This window comes from Hassallia byssoidea VB512170 (assembly GCF_000817785.2).
Taxonomy (GTDB): Bacteria; Cyanobacteriota; Cyanobacteriia; order Cyanobacteriales; family Nostocaceae; genus Hassallia; species Hassallia carrinoi.
In genome coordinates, this window is sequence record NZ_JTCM02000080.1 from 1 (window position 1) to 13212 (window position 13212).

At 42.2% G+C, this 13212-nt stretch carries 15 protein-coding genes and 1 pseudogene; 7 read left to right on the forward strand and 9 right to left on the reverse strand.

Going from position 1 to position 13212, the window contains the following annotated elements; translation table 11 throughout:
• A pseudogene (locus tag PI95_RS36200) lies at window positions 1-233 on the reverse strand (hypothetical protein); the annotation flags it as partial.
• A 136-nt stretch (window positions 234-369) separates the two neighbouring features.
• Between PI95_RS36200 and PI95_RS24980 the strand changes: the two are divergent.
• Window positions 370-1515 carry a sulfate ABC transporter substrate-binding protein gene (locus tag PI95_RS24980; RefSeq protein WP_039747562.1) on the forward strand — a complete coding sequence of 382 codons (1146 nt, stop codon included), beginning with the start codon at window positions 370-372 and terminating at the stop codon, window positions 1513-1515.
• A gap of 7 nt (window positions 1516-1522) precedes the next feature.
• On the opposite strand, the gene PI95_RS24985 is transcribed toward PI95_RS24980, so the two are convergent.
• Window positions 1523-1675 carry a hypothetical protein gene (locus tag PI95_RS24985; RefSeq protein ID WP_163519179.1) on the reverse strand — a complete coding sequence of 51 codons (153 nt, stop codon included), beginning with the start codon at window positions 1673-1675 and terminating at the stop codon, window positions 1523-1525.
• Window positions 1676-1692: 17 nt separating this feature from the next.
• On the opposite strand from PI95_RS24985, the gene cysT reads away from it, so the two are divergent.
• From cysT to PI95_RS25010, 5 genes are all read left to right on the forward strand, one after another.
• Window positions 1693-2577: a sulfate ABC transporter permease subunit CysT gene (gene cysT, locus PI95_RS24990; protein ID WP_052325215.1), complete on the forward strand. Its 885-nt coding sequence runs from the start codon at window positions 1693-1695 to the stop codon at window positions 2575-2577.
• Window positions 2564-3451 carry a sulfate ABC transporter permease subunit CysW gene (cysW, locus tag PI95_RS24995; protein ID WP_039747561.1) on the forward strand — a complete coding sequence of 296 codons (888 nt, stop codon included), beginning with the start codon at window positions 2564-2566 and terminating at the stop codon, window positions 3449-3451. The genes cysT and cysW overlap by 14 nt, the downstream gene beginning before the upstream one ends.
• Window positions 3452-3690: 239 nt before the next feature.
• Window positions 3691-3960: an NIL domain-containing protein gene (locus PI95_RS25000; protein WP_039747560.1), complete on the forward strand. Its 270-nt coding sequence runs from the start codon at window positions 3691-3693 to the stop codon at window positions 3958-3960.
• A gap of 273 nt (window positions 3961-4233) precedes the next feature.
• Window positions 4234-4854: an NIL domain-containing protein gene (locus tag PI95_RS25005; protein WP_039747559.1), complete on the forward strand. Its 621-nt coding sequence runs from the start codon at window positions 4234-4236 to the stop codon at window positions 4852-4854.
• Between the two features lie 6 nt (window positions 4855-4860).
• Window positions 4861-5199: an NIL domain-containing protein gene (locus PI95_RS25010; protein ID WP_052325214.1), complete on the forward strand. Its 339-nt coding sequence runs from the start codon at window positions 4861-4863 to the stop codon at window positions 5197-5199.
• Between the two features lie 40 nt (window positions 5200-5239).
• Here the strand turns inward: PI95_RS25010 and PI95_RS25015 are convergent, their stop codons facing one another.
• The 5 genes from PI95_RS25015 to PI95_RS25035 form a co-directional block, all read right to left on the reverse strand.
• Window positions 5240-6640, reverse strand: coding sequence for a beta-barrel domain-containing protein (locus PI95_RS25015; protein ID WP_039747558.1), 1401 nt, complete (start codon window positions 6638-6640; stop codon window positions 5240-5242).
• A gap of 26 nt (window positions 6641-6666) precedes the next feature.
• A complete protein-coding gene (locus tag PI95_RS25020; RefSeq protein WP_039747557.1) occupies window positions 6667-8817 on the reverse strand; it encodes a peptidase domain-containing ABC transporter in 2151 nt (716 codons plus the stop codon).
• A 501-nt stretch (window positions 8818-9318) separates the two neighbouring features.
• The gene (locus PI95_RS25025; RefSeq protein WP_039747556.1) at window positions 9319-10059 is read right to left on the reverse strand and encodes a class I SAM-dependent methyltransferase; all 741 of its coding nucleotides are present in this window, start codon (window positions 10057-10059) and stop codon (window positions 9319-9321) included.
• Window positions 10060-10063: 4 nt separating this feature from the next.
• Entirely contained in the window at window positions 10064-10522 is a 459-nt protein-coding gene (locus PI95_RS25030) for a hypothetical protein (RefSeq protein ID WP_039747554.1), read from the reverse strand.
• On the reverse strand, window positions 10512-11099 hold the full coding sequence (locus tag PI95_RS25035) for a Crp/Fnr family transcriptional regulator (protein ID WP_039747553.1): 588 nt from the start codon (window positions 11097-11099) through the stop codon (window positions 10512-10514). Before PI95_RS25035 ends, PI95_RS25030 begins: the two co-directional genes overlap by 11 nt.
• 74 nt (window positions 11100-11173) lie before the next feature.
• On the opposite strand from PI95_RS25035, the gene PI95_RS25040 reads away from it, so the two are divergent.
• A complete protein-coding gene (locus PI95_RS25040) occupies window positions 11174-12184 on the forward strand; it encodes a sulfate/molybdate ABC transporter ATP-binding protein (protein ID WP_039747552.1) in 1011 nt (336 codons plus the stop codon).
• 6 nt (window positions 12185-12190) lie between these two features.
• Here the strand turns inward: PI95_RS25040 and PI95_RS25045 are convergent, their stop codons facing one another.
• The gene (locus PI95_RS25045) at window positions 12191-12448 is read right to left on the reverse strand and encodes a hypothetical protein (protein WP_163519177.1); all 258 of its coding nucleotides are present in this window, start codon (window positions 12446-12448) and stop codon (window positions 12191-12193) included.
• 12 nt (window positions 12449-12460) lie between these two features.
• Complete coding sequence (gene cysE / locus PI95_RS25050; protein WP_039747551.1) at window positions 12461-13183, reverse strand: serine O-acetyltransferase; 723 nt, start codon at window positions 13181-13183, stop codon at window positions 12461-12463.
• Window positions 13184-13212 lie beyond the last annotated feature (29 nt).

Genomic DNA, 13212 nt, shown 5'->3' on the forward strand with positions numbered 1-13212 from the left:
TTCGGGGAGACGCGAAGCGCGAACATCCGAGTAATTGGTTGGGTGTTGCGGATCTTTAAAACAATGTGTCCTAATTTGTCGTGGGTTGTTGCAGGGGCATAGGGCATGGGGCATAGGGCATGGGGCATAGGGCATGGGGCATAGAAAGAATCCTCGCATCGTTCGCGCATTACGTACAGCCGTTTTTTTAATTCCCATTGCCCGATGCCCATTGCCCAATGCCCAATGCCCAAATTTTTTATATTCTCAAATCTACATATTATCTATCAACGATGTGGAGTTATTCTCTTGCATTTTTAGCTTCACCGCTGTAATATCTATTGCACGGTATCTAGATTGATAAAGAGTAGATTGATAGGAGTATAAGAAATGAGTTTATGGCAACGCCGAGTTAAGCAATCGGGACTGACTATTGAGCATTTGAGCCGCAGACTCAAGTTGCGTTCCTTCAAAGGCTTTGTATCGATGTTTTTGGTGGGAGCGATATTGAGTGTAGCGATCGCCTCCTGTTCTGGTGGAAATGCCGATAATGCTAGCAATGCGGGAAATTCTGGTGCTAGTACTGTAGCAGCCAACAACAAAGACGTTGAATTAACCCTCGTTTCCTTTGCAGTCACCAAAGCCGTTCACGAAGCAATTATTCCTAAATTTGTCGAACAGTGGAAAAAAGATCATAACCAAAACGTTAGCTTCAAACAAAGCTACGGCGGATCTGGTTCGCAAACTCGCGCAGTCATCGACGGTTTAGAAGCGGATGTCGTCCACTTAGCACTAGCATTAGACACCCAAAAAATTGAGAAAGCTGGATTGATTCAACCAGGATGGGAAAAAGAAGCCCCCAATAATGGCATTGTCTCAAAATCAGTTGCCGCCTTAGTCACCAGAGAAGGCAACCCGAAAGGCATCAAAACCTGGGCAGATTTGGATAAAAATGGTGTCAAGCTAATTACCGCCGATCCGAAAACATCGGGTATTGCGCGTTGGAATTTCTTAGCACTATGGAATTCAGTAGTTAAAACTGGTGGAGACGAAGCGAAAGCCACTGATTTTGTCACCAAAGTTTATACAAATGTGCCTCTTTTGACCAAAGATGCCCGTGAAGCTAGCGATGCCTTCTTCAAGCAGGGTCAAGGAGATGCCTTAATTAACTACGAAAACGAAATTATCTTGGCACAACAAAAGGGCGAAAAAGTAAACTATATCGTCCCTGATGTCAACATATCCATCGACAACCCGATCGCAGTCGTAGACAAAAACGTAGATAAGCACGGCACAAGAGAAGTAGCAGAAGGTTTCGTCAAATACCTTTATAGCCCCGAAGCACAGCAAGAATTCGCCAAATTGGGATTCCGTCCAGTAGACGAGACAGCACCTGCAACTAAAGAACTTGCCGGCAAATATCCCAAAGTCAAAACCCTCGGTACAGTTGGTGACTACGGTGGATGGGATACAGTGCAGAACAAATTCTTCGCAGATGGCGGTCTTTTTGACAAAATTCAAGCTCAAAAGAAATAGTTATTTTTCAGAGGGGGAAAGGGGAAAGGGGAAAGGGGAAAGGGTAAGAAATAAGAAATATTTCTCCCCCTTGTCCCCCTTGTCCCCCTTGTCCCCCTTGTCCCCCTTGTGCCCCTTGTCCCCCTTGTCCCCCACTCCCCCTTGTCCCCCACTCCCCCACTCCCCCCTCTCATCAAAATGGCAGTCTCCTCACCTCGTTCTTCTCCTCGGCAAATCATTCCCCCAGAACCTCCGGTGTGGAAAAAATTCTTAAGTAATTTGTCTAGAATTCCTTGGACATGGCGAATTACTGTGGGATACCTCACTGTGATGTTGTTCGTCCCGATAACTGCGATGTTCCTGAAAGCGGGTACGGAACCCCCGGCTAAGTTTTGGCAAATCGCGACTAGTCCGATCGCACTGGCAACTTATGATGTCACTTTTACCACGTCAGTAATTGCATCTCTGTTTAATGGGGTCTTTGGTACTCTGATTGCTTGGGTTTTGGTTCGGTATAAATTTCCTTTGAAACGGATTATTGAAGCCTCAGTAGATTTACCTTTTGCGCTGCCGTCAGCGGTTGCGGGGTTAACTCTGGCAACAGTTTACAGCGATAATGGCTGGGTTGGTTCCTTACTAGCACCCTTAGGTATCAAAGTATCTTTCACTCGTTTGGGGGTAGCGGTGGCGATGACGTATATTTCACTGCCCTTTGTCGTGCGGACAGTGCAACCTGTACTTCAGGAAATGGAACGCGAAATTGAAGAAGCTGCCTGGAGTTTAGGTGCAAGTCAATGGCAGACTTTCTGGAAAGTGATTTTTCCGCCTTTATTTCCGACCATTTTGACTGGTATTGCCTTGGGTTTCTCCCGTGCAGTTGGGGAATATGGTTCGACGGTGATTATCGCTTCCAATACTCCGTTTAAAGATTTGATTGCACCTGTACTGATTTTCCAGCGATTAGAGCAGTATGACTATTCTGGGGCAACTGTAATTGGTACTGTGTTACTGCTGATTTCCTTGGTGTTGTTAATCGGAATTAATCTTTTACAAGCTTGGGCAAGAAGATATGACACAAAATAAAGCCTCTTTTCCACCTCGGATTCATTCAGGTGCCACAGATCCAAAGCCGCAAAGACCTGTTAAATCAAGGGATTGGGTTCCAGTTATTTTGATTGGGATAGCGATCGCCTATTTAGCTTTAGTTCTCTACATCCCTGCTGCCAACGTCTTTTTCCAAGCTTTCAAAAAAGGGTTTGGTCCATTTCTCTCGAACTTAACCCGTCCTGCCTTTCTCCATGCAGCTTGGCTAACGCTGATTCTGGCTGTAATTACTGTACCTTTAAATACAGTATTTGGTTTATGTGCAGCTTGGGCGATCACCCGTCACAAATTCCCCGGTCGCGCTTTCATTCTCAGCATTATTGACCTGCCTTTTTCTATCTCACCCGTTGTCGCGGGTTTGATGATTGTACTGCTCTACGGGCGAAATGGATGGTTTGGCGGCTGGCTCCAGGAGCATGGTATCAGGGTTATCTTTGCTTTTCCTGGGATGATTTTGGCTACAGCATTTGTTACCATGCCCTTTGTCGCTCGTGAAGTAATTCCGGTTTTAGAAGAATTCGGCAAAGACCAAGAAGAAGCAGCCAGAACCTTGGGTGCAGAGGATTGGCAGATATTTTGGCGGGTCACTTTACCTAGTATCCGCTGGGGCTTACTTTACGGCGTAATTTTGACAAATGCTAGAGCAATGGGTGAATTCGGAGCAGTCTCCGTAGTTTCGGGAAACATCGCCGATAAAACTCAAAGTTTACCTTTATTTGTCGAAGACGCTTACAAGCAGTATGAAACCGAAGCTGCCTACTCTGCTGCTGTATTGTTAGCGTTGCTAGCAGTTGTCACCTTGGTGTTGAAGGAGATTCTCGAACGGAAAACCCGCATTAAAGATGTTGAATAGGATGTTGGTTGGAGCGTTGATAGTGGTTAGTTGATAGTTGATAGTTGATAGTGGATAGTTGTTAGTTGATAGTTGATAGTTGTTTGTTGTTGGTTGGAGCGTTGTTAAAAAGTACTCTTATCGACTAACCACCAACTACCAACCACTATCCACCAATTACTAACCACCAACCAATATCAACGCTTCCACCAACCACTATCCACTATCCACCAACCACTATCCACTATCCACTATCCATTATGGCTAATAACATTGCGCTCACCCATAAACGGATTCGCTTAAGAATTCCTAAAGACTATCACTCTCAACCTGTGATTTCTCGCTTGGTGTCTGATTACGGTTTGACTGTAAATATCACTGCTGCTGTTCTCGGCGCCAATGCTGTTGGTGATGGTTGGTTTGACCTAGATTTACAAGGGACAATCGGACAAATTGACCGGGCTTTAAGCTATCTCCATGATTTGGGTTTGCAAATTTGGGATAACAACAGCGAAACAGGTATTTGGTAAGGATACAAACTTAATTATCCTTCATTTACTATATAGCACTCCTAAATCAAAGCGTGAACAGCAAGAACCCCGATTTCTTTAAGAAGTCGGGGTTCTGAACAAAAATATAATTCTTTATTAACCGTATATTCAGCACTATTGGGGCATTGTTTTTTAGTCGCTCTTGTGCTACATTCCTTTACATCAGTAGTAAGTACTGTAAATAGATAAACTTACCGTAGATTACAATCACCGAGAAAAGCAATTCATCATCGTGAAGGAGTGCAATGTCTTTTGTGCAACTTTGAAAAACCTGCTCCAGTCCACAGCCGGATTCGCATACCCCAGCGGTATAATAGACAACCGATAATTTCCCGGCTTGTATCTCGCTATAATTTAACCGTCAATATTACCGCAGCATCGCTGACATCAGACAGTAACGATGATGGGTGGTTTGACCTAGAACTTTCGGGAAATCCCCCAGAATTGGCAAATAGCCTATCTTATTTACAAGGATTGGGTGTGGATTTGCTGCAATTAGCGATCGCCAATCACATTCAATCACAAAACACTCAGCCTTTCCCTAACAAAGGAAGCAATTTAACTAACAGAGAATCTGCATCAACTTTGTTGAAACAAGAACCAACATATAATGCGATCGCTCAGACAAATCGAGTGCGTTTGCAACTGTGCATCTTGAAAAACTATTACCATAAACCGATAATTTCCGAATTGGTTTCTCATTATATGCTCACAGTCAACATCACCAGTGCTATGCTAAATCCCGACATGCAAGATGATGGTTGGTTTGACTTAGATTTGTGGGGTAGACCGCAACAACTTCGCGCTAGTCTGAGTTACTTAGAAAAATTAAAGTTACCGCTTTGGTTAGTTTCAATTCCTGATAGCAATTAATTGAAAATGAATAAATTTAATAAACATAAAGTTTCACTTTTAACCAGACCATCTTTGATTTCCCCAGTTTTGCAAAAAAATAATCTTACTAAAGTTCGTTTGCGCTTGCATATTCCCCAATGCTATCAGCAAGAACCTGTGATTTCGCGGTTAATTTCTGCTCATGGTTTAGTTGTGAATATTACTAAAGCAATGCTGGGAGAAAATACAGATAGACATGGATGTTTTGACCTAGAACTTCAAGGAACCCCATCACAGATTAGCAGTGGTCTGACTTATTTAGAATCTCTAAATTTGACAATTAAAGGCAAGCCTAATGCTGATGGAGATGGTTGGTATTGCTGATTTAGGTAATTTTTTTGTCTTGATTTGAGTAGATAACTGCTCACAAATCTGTAGTTAACCGTGTTTTTCTGAGGATAAATTGCAGTGCGGTTTCTTCTTTGGAAATAATGTCAGCTTTGGCATCCATTCCTGCTTGGATTAGACACTGACTTGAGCTATTTCCAAATGAACGGCTTTCAGGTTTAATTGTCACTTCAAAATAGCTAGCGGCAGTAGGTGTTGCTGCACCTGTATTGTTGGTTTGAGGTGCGATTGCATCTGGAGAAATAGCGTTGACAACACCTTTAAGAGTACCGTAATCAGGATAAGGGCAAGCATCAACTCGCAATTGCACTTTTTGACCAATTGCGACCTTTTTAATTTCAGTAGTAGGTATAGCTGCTTTAATTAATAGAGGAGCATTATCAGGAACAATTTCGGCAATAGAATCGCTCTTTGCTACCACTTGACCGGAGTTGCGTAAATTTAGTTTGAAGATGATACCGTCACTAGTTGCCCGAATCGTGCTATTTTTGAATAAACTTTTAAGTTGTTGCAGTTCTTTGTTAGATTGATTTATTTGGTTTTGCATTTCGGCTTGCCGCTGAATTAAAGCTTGTTTTTCTTTATTCAAAGTAGCGATAGTTGATTCACCTTTGGCTTTTTCTTGAGCAATTTTATTCAAAGCGATCGCTACCGTTGCTTTACTAGGATTAAGAGCGACTTTGGCTGATGCAACTTTCGCTTTAGCGATTTCAATAGATTTTTTTTGAGCTTCGAGTATTGATTTTGTCTGGACAACAATTAGTTTTTTTTGCTCAAATTCACGCTTACCAATTGCCCCAAGTTGCGAAAGCTGCTGGTAGCGATCGCGATCAACAGCCGCAAATTCTAAATCTGCTTTGGCTTTCTGCATATCTAAATTAGCTTTTTGTAAATCTGCTTGAGCTGCTAGCAATTCGTTATTAGTTGTACTTATTCGCTCTTGATATTCGCGTTGGTTGCGTTCCAAATCCGCTGTAGCAGCAGAAACTGAGCGCTCTATCACTGTAGATTCAGCCTTAATCTGAGTATCTAAAGTTTTGATTTGGGCATTAATTTGAATTTGTTGCAATATACCTTGTTGGATATTGCCTTGCAGTTGGCTTTTTTTGATGCGTAGTTGCTCGTCATCCAAGATAGCGATCGCATCACCTTTTTTGACATTCTGATTTTCTTTAACAAAGATATTTTTAACAGTTCCTTCCATATCCGCTTGCACTACCCGGACATCTCCTGTAGGACGCACAGTACCAGCAGCTTTGACTATGACGTTGTATTTCACCCAAGAAGAAAGAGCGATCGCGCTACAAACAGTCCCAACCATAAATATGCCGGTTAATGATGTCCAACGACTAATAGGAGGCAGAAACTCCTGACCATCAATTCCGGGAAGTAATTTTTTCTCATCGGTGTGAAACATTGTCAATTTTAATAAATAACAAATAATTAAGGAATTAAAAAGCTTATATGATCTCCTGGTTGAGAGAGTAACTCTGAAAGAGTTCCTTGAATTTTCAACTTTCCTTGGTCTAATAATACAATCCAATCAGCCCGATTAACTACTTTAGGACGGTGAGTAATCAAAATAGTGGTTTCACCGCGACGATGCTCAAACAACTTATCTAAAACTTGCGCTTCACTTACTGGATCTAATCCACCAGTCGATTCATCTAAAATAAGAATTGGTGGATCTGTAACAATCGCTCTTGCTATTGCCAATCTTTGACGTTGCCCACCAGAAAGATTTGCACCAAATTCTCCTAAAATAGTTTGATATTTCTCAGGCAATTTACTGATAAATTCATCAGCCTCAGCAACTTTACAAGCTCTGACAATCTGCTCAAACGTTACAAATGGTGCTCCTAAGCGAAAGTTCTCCACAATAGAACGACTCCAAAAGTGAGGCTCTTGGGGAACAAGAACCACCTGCTGCCTGAGACATTCAAGAGAAAGGTCTTGTTGGTTATAAAGTCCCATCCGAATATTCCCAGATTGCACCGGATATAACCCAGCAATTAGTTTAGCTAAAGTGCTTTTACCACAACCAGATTTACCGATGATGGCAACAATTTTACCACCGGGAATAGTTAAAGAAAAGTCCTCTATTAAATCCAACCTCCCAGCATAGTGAAAGTTAACCTTTGTACAAATAATGTCAGCATCTCCAGGAATATTTGCAAAAGGCTTTTTCCCATCGTTTTCATTTTCTGGGGTTGCATCTATAACTTCTGTTAAGCGTTGGGTAGCTGTTTTTGCACGAGTAAATTCATCGACAAAACTGATTAAAGTACTAATTAAGGCGACAAAATTGCCATTCATTGAGTTAAAGGCAAATAGCTGCCCTATACTCAAATTTTCTGCCGGGTTAATTACCAAATTGCCGCCGAACCAAAGCAAAATAACGCTACCAATACCAGAAATCAAGCCAGAAAATGTATTATTAATAATTCCAATCTGAATTGTGCGGTATGTAACATTAGCAAGACGACCAAATCGAACTTGGAATTCATCCCAAAATTGTAGTCCCGATGTGGTAGTTTTGAGGGTAAGTGCGCCTTTAAAAGTTTCTACTAAAACACCTTGGGTTTCAGCTTCTTGAACTAAAAGTTCGCGAGTTTTTTGTTGCAAAGTTGGCTGGAAGACTATTGTAGATAAACTCATGACTATAGCAATGAATACAGCCACTAATGTTAGTTTCCAGCTATAGAAAACCATGAAACCAAAAGAAACCAGCGCAATAAAAAATTGGCTGGGCAAACTAACTACAACTTGAGCGACTAATTGATTAATTTGGTTAATATCTCGCAGACGGCTAACAATTTCACCGCTGCGACGCGCTTCGTAGTAAGAAAGAGGTAATCGCAGAATTTGCCGTGCAAATTCCAGAACTAATCCTAATTGCAGACGTTGGGCAAAGTGAGCGATTAAGTTAGACTGCACAAATGAAAGACTGCGAGAAATAAAATTCATCACTACTACAGAAATTGCTACTGTAGTAAGTAACTTTGTATCACCTCGAACCAGCACATCATCTGTGAGGATTTGCAGCAAAAAAGGGGAAGCTAAAGATAGCAATCCCAAAATAAAGTTGATGGGTAAAGCTTGCGCTAGAATACCGCGATAAATCCAAACGCGCTTAAAGAAACGCCAAAACCCACCAATTTCATCATTCTCGTTGGCAAAAAACTTTACCGGATCGGGTTCCAGTAATAACATCAACCAATCTGTCCAACCTTCTGCTACCTCTTCAGATGAAAGATAACGAACACCTATCGCTGGATCAGCGACTACACATTTTTTGCCTTTCTTGCCATATAAAATAACCCAATGATTCCCTTTCCAGTGAATAATTGCTGGTAGGGGTGCTTCATTAATCCTATTTAATAATTGTGGCGAAGTTTTCACAGCACGAGCATTAAACCCAAGTGTTTCTGCTCCCCGTTTCAGCCCTAACATAGTTGTGCCTAATTGTCCAGTGCCTACGGCTTCGCGGATATGATTTAGGGTAAAAGTACGTCCGTAATGTTTGGCAATAGAAGCTAGACAAGCAGCACCGCAATCTTCTTCACTGTATTGTAAAACGTTAGCGTATTTCATCAAATGCTTGTCTTTATTTCCTTGTCCATAAAAAAAGCACCCATCATTTAAAGGTGTCTACGATGCGCGATTTAAATGCTTATTTTTTAAATTTTACACTTTTCTCAAATTTATTTATTCGCTTTACATAAGTTTTATACATTTACTTGATTTGATGTTTTTTTTGCTAAAAATATATCATTCCAAAAAATAGCACATTATATATATAGCGTAGACGCGATCAACCTGCTATATTACCTGACTAAAATACCCCATTGCCACGGCAACAAAAGTGCTGTACATCTGCCAAAAGACAGAATTGTTAATATTTATACTGACAATTTTTTAAATCTACGGTTAGATGGTTACACTGGATAAAAATTGATAGTTAATTTGCCACAGCGACGAATAAAAAGTCACTGTGCAATAATACATACCAAAGAACTCATGTTTTTGAAAGTATTGTTTCCTGGATTGCTTGAGTGCGATCGCAAAAGTCTTGATAGGAAAGCACCCATTTACCTATTTAAGACACTCAATACCAACGATAGGCACACAGTCAAGGAAATCTTGCCAAAACTCTTGACCAAATTCTTCCACTCCTTGAGGAGAGACTATTGGTTTGTGCCAGCGAACCTCTTTGAAACCTAAACTTTGGAATGCCCATTCATAAGTAGCTCTGCTGAGGTAATAGTTATCGAAGCTAAATTTATGGTCACTATCAGAGCTTGTGAATGTGTATTTTATAGGTGTGCCTTCCACTAATGGTGAATCTATGCTTTTGATAAATCCATACTTTTCAGTAGTCAGATAGGAGATAGGGGATTGGGAGTCATTATTATTCATGGTGACGAAACGACCGCCCAGTTTAAGATTGGCAAATATGTTCTGACACATTTTAAGTAGTTGTTCTCTCGAAGAGGCGTAATTAAGTAGATAGGAAGCCACCACCAGATCAAAACTGCCGATTTTACCAAGTTCAAGTACATCACCGGGGATATATTCAATGTCTTGGGGTTGTCTGGTTTCTTCCAGTCTTGCCAGTTCAATCATTTTTTCAGAGATTTCGACCCCTATAACCCGTGCTGCACCTTGAAGTTTGAATTGTCTGGTGTAAAATCCTTCTCCACAAGCCAGGTCGAGAATTGATTTTCCGACCAGATTACCGAGCAGATGAAAGTATGTATATGCCTCAATATGTAAGCGAAACGGCAACTGTTTGGATTTTTTATACTCCTGAGCTATAAAGTCATAGTATGTCATTTTCTTACCCCACTGATAAGCGTAATTGTACAGCGACAAATAAAAAGTCACTGTACAGTAATTGTGATAAGTGTTGTGGTTGCTTTACATAACTTAACAACGTGTCCGCTTCATTTTTAAAACGACAAAAACGGACAACCTTCTCCCAAAGGGAGACGCGGAGCGAAGGCTTTCTTGTTGCGGTTGATCTGTTTGATTGCCCTTGAATCTCGTCAATAACCGCATCAAGAAAGCTCGCCCGTTCATCGTTTGTAGGGGCACAGCATTGCTGTGCCCGTACTGAGGATTTTGTATAAGGTTGTCCGTTTTTGTCCGGGTTCATCCCAACCCCTGAATGCACGTATCCCGGCTGTACCCCGATAAAAGTATCAAGCACCTGCCAAAATTCTGATTCCCCCTCGGTATAAAGTGAAGATCCGTAACGGGAGCGCGTATAAGCCTGCCCTGTAACCTCAAATCTCATAGTGCCAAATTTCTTCTTCTCGCAGCACAATTCGATGCAGACTCAGACGGTGAATAAAGCCTTCCTGTTCTAATTGCCTCAAAATACGAGTAATTGTCACGCGAGTTGAACCCAATAGTTCCGCAATGTCTTCATGAGTAAGACGCATATCTATCAAACGTCCTTGTTCAACTTCACGACCAAACCTTTTAGATAACCATGTCAACAGCTTGACAAGCATGATATCAACTGTTTTATAGCCACGAACAATCATCAATTCTTCAGCTTGTTGGATGTGTGCTAGCAATACGTCTGCAATTTGATCCCATCCTTGCAAATCAAAGATTGTCGCTTGCACTTTCGTGAGACACTCCATCTGATACGGTTCGACTTTTGACAAAGCTTTGCCAACAATATCTCCCGATCCCCACACTCCCAGAGTGACGCTTGTACCGTCTTCGAGATAAGTAAATGTTCGTACAACCCCTGTTTCAATTTTCCACAGACCATGAGTTTGTTGTGGCAACAAAGAGCGACGGGAAAAAGATTGAACAGTATTCTTACTTAAAGAATTTGCAGGAGCCGAGTATAAAGACATTATTGCAAATAATCCTATTATCCGATACATTAACCGTAGTATGAAAAATATATCAGTTTCTGGAAGGATTTACTATGGGGATAGCGGTTGAGAATGTTTCCAAACACTATGGTTCTTTCCATGCTGTGGATTCTGTGAGTTTGGAGTTTAAAACTGGCTCTCTGGTTGCGCTTTTGGGTCCGTCTGGTTCAGGAAAATCAACATTAATGCGGATGATTGCTGGATTAGAGACGCCTAGTTCCGGTGAAATATGGATAGTTGGTGAAAATGCCACTCACAAGCGGGTGCAAGAGCGTAATATTGGCTTTGTATTTCAGCATTATGCCTTATTTAAGCATCTGACAGTGCGGCAGAACATCGCTTTTGCCCTAGAACTCCGCAAAGCTCCGAAAAACAGGATAAAGGTGCGAGTAGGGGAACTTTTAGATTTAGTGCAGTTGAGTGGATTAGGCGATCGCTATCCCTCACAACTATCTGGGGGACAACGGCAAAGAGTAGCTTTAGCGCGTGCTTTAGCAGTTCAACCGCAAATTCTGCTGTTAGATGAACCCTTTGGTGCTTTAGATGCGAAAGTACGCAAAGATTTAAGAATGTGGTTGCGACGTCTGCATGAAGATGTGCATGTAACGACAGTCTTTGTCACCCACGACCAAGAAGAAGCAATGGAAGTTGCTGATGAAATTGTCGTCATGAATAAAGGTCGAGTCGAGCAAGTTGGTACACCGGCAGAGATTTACGACCACCCAGCAACACCATTTGTGATGAGCTTTATTGGTCCAGTGAATATCTTACCCGGTAACGCTGGTATTCAAACAGGCAATTATTCTGTGACAGCGAGCGATCGCGTATTCTTACGTCCTCATGACATTCTCATTCAACCCCAGAGAGTCGAAGATGCAACACCAGCCAAAGTTGACAACATCATTCACCTAGGTTGGGAAATTCGCATCGAGTTAATTCTAGAGTCTGGGGAAAGGATAAATGCTCACCTCAGCCGAGAGCAATTCAATCAACTTCCACTCAAAGAAAACCAGCGAGTCTACGTTAAACCCAAGCAAGCAAGAGTTTTTCCGGCTTATGCTTAGAAAGAGTTAGGAGTAGGGAGTGGGGAGTAGGGAGTGGGGAGTGGGGAGTAGGGAGTGGGGAGTGGGGAGTGGGGAGTAGGGAGTGGGAGTGGGGAGGAGCGGAGTAGCTCTCGTTACAAGGCTCTGACTTGTAATGCTCTTCAGGAGGCTCTGCCTCCACTCCTTGACTCTAGGCAGAGCCTCCCGTATCACATTCCCAGACGAAGCCTGGGAACGAGGCAATGCCCATTCCCCATTACCCATTCCCCATTCCCCACTCCCCATTGCCCATTCTTGCTAAATTCCCGCACCATCGAGAAAATCTTCAATTACCGAATCTGTATTGCACTTACTGTTATCGGTTTGTCCGTTATCTTGGATGACGGACATATGTAACTCAGTTTCCATCTGGACAACTTGTTTCTCTAGAGTCTTGACTCTTTCAAATAAAGCGCGTATGACCTCGGCTTCCACATCCCGGACTTTATCATGAGCCAAAGCATTAACACTTGTGTTGTCTTGACGAGTTACACGTCCGGGAATTCCGACTACAGTTGTGTTGCTGGGCACATCTCGCAGTACCACCGAACCGGCGCCGATGCGGACATTATCGCCGATTTGAATGTTGCCTAATACCTTTGCCCCTGCGCCGACAACCACATTATTACCCAAAGTTGGATGGCGCTTGCCGCTTTGTTTCCCGGTACCGCCAAGGGTCGCACCTTGATAAATTAGGGCATTATCGCCGATGATGGCTGTTTCGCCAATGACTACTCCCATACCGTGGTCAATAAAAACACCCTTGCCAATCGTTGCTCCTGGGTGAATTTCAATTCCCGTAAAAAACCTACTGAGATGGGAAATAAACCGAGGTATAAAGGGCATCTGTATTTTATACAGCCGATGTGCGAGGCGATGAAGCACTATAGCTTGAAGTCCAGGATAGCAAAACAACACTTCCAGCCAGTTACGGGCAGCTGGATCGCGCTCATAAATCGTTCGCAAATCAGTTAGTAGCATAAGGAAGTTTGGATCTTTGTTGCTGAGAA

Excerpts from the sequence above, each read along its gene's own strand:
- PI95_RS24980 (WP_039747562.1), top strand. The coding sequence starts at position 370 with ATGAGTTTATGGCAACGCCGAGTTAAGCAATCGGGACTGACTATTGAG.
- cysT (WP_052325215.1), top strand. The coding sequence starts at position 1,693 with ATGGCAGTCTCCTCACCTCGTTCTTCTCCTCGGCAAATCATTCCCCCA.
- cysW (WP_039747561.1), top strand. The coding sequence starts at position 2,564 with ATGACACAAAATAAAGCCTCTTTTCCACCTCGGATTCATTCAGGTGCC.
- PI95_RS25000 (WP_039747560.1), top strand. The coding sequence starts at position 3,691 with ATGGCTAATAACATTGCGCTCACCCATAAACGGATTCGCTTAAGAATT.
- PI95_RS25010 (WP_052325214.1), top strand. The coding sequence starts at position 4,861 with ATGAATAAATTTAATAAACATAAAGTTTCACTTTTAACCAGACCATCT.
- PI95_RS25015 (WP_039747558.1), bottom strand. The coding sequence starts at position 6,640 with ATGTTTCACACCGATGAGAAAAAATTACTTCCCGGAATTGATGGTCAG.
- PI95_RS25020 (WP_039747557.1), bottom strand. The coding sequence starts at position 8,817 with ATGAAATACGCTAACGTTTTACAATACAGTGAAGAAGATTGCGGTGCT.
- PI95_RS25025 (WP_039747556.1), bottom strand. The coding sequence starts at position 10,059 with ATGACATACTATGACTTTATAGCTCAGGAGTATAAAAAATCCAAACAG.
- PI95_RS25030 (WP_039747554.1), bottom strand. The coding sequence starts at position 10,522 with ATGAGATTTGAGGTTACAGGGCAGGCTTATACGCGCTCCCGTTACGGA.
- PI95_RS25035 (WP_039747553.1), bottom strand. The coding sequence starts at position 11,099 with ATGTCTTTATACTCGGCTCCTGCAAATTCTTTAAGTAAGAATACTGTT.
- PI95_RS25040 (WP_039747552.1), top strand. The coding sequence starts at position 11,174 with ATGGGGATAGCGGTTGAGAATGTTTCCAAACACTATGGTTCTTTCCAT.
- PI95_RS25045 (WP_163519177.1), bottom strand. The coding sequence starts at position 12,448 with ATGGGGAGTGGGGAATGGGGAATGGGTAATGGGGAATGGGCATTGCCT.
- cysE (WP_039747551.1), bottom strand. The coding sequence starts at position 13,183 with ATGCTACTAACTGATTTGCGAACGATTTATGAGCGCGATCCAGCTGCC.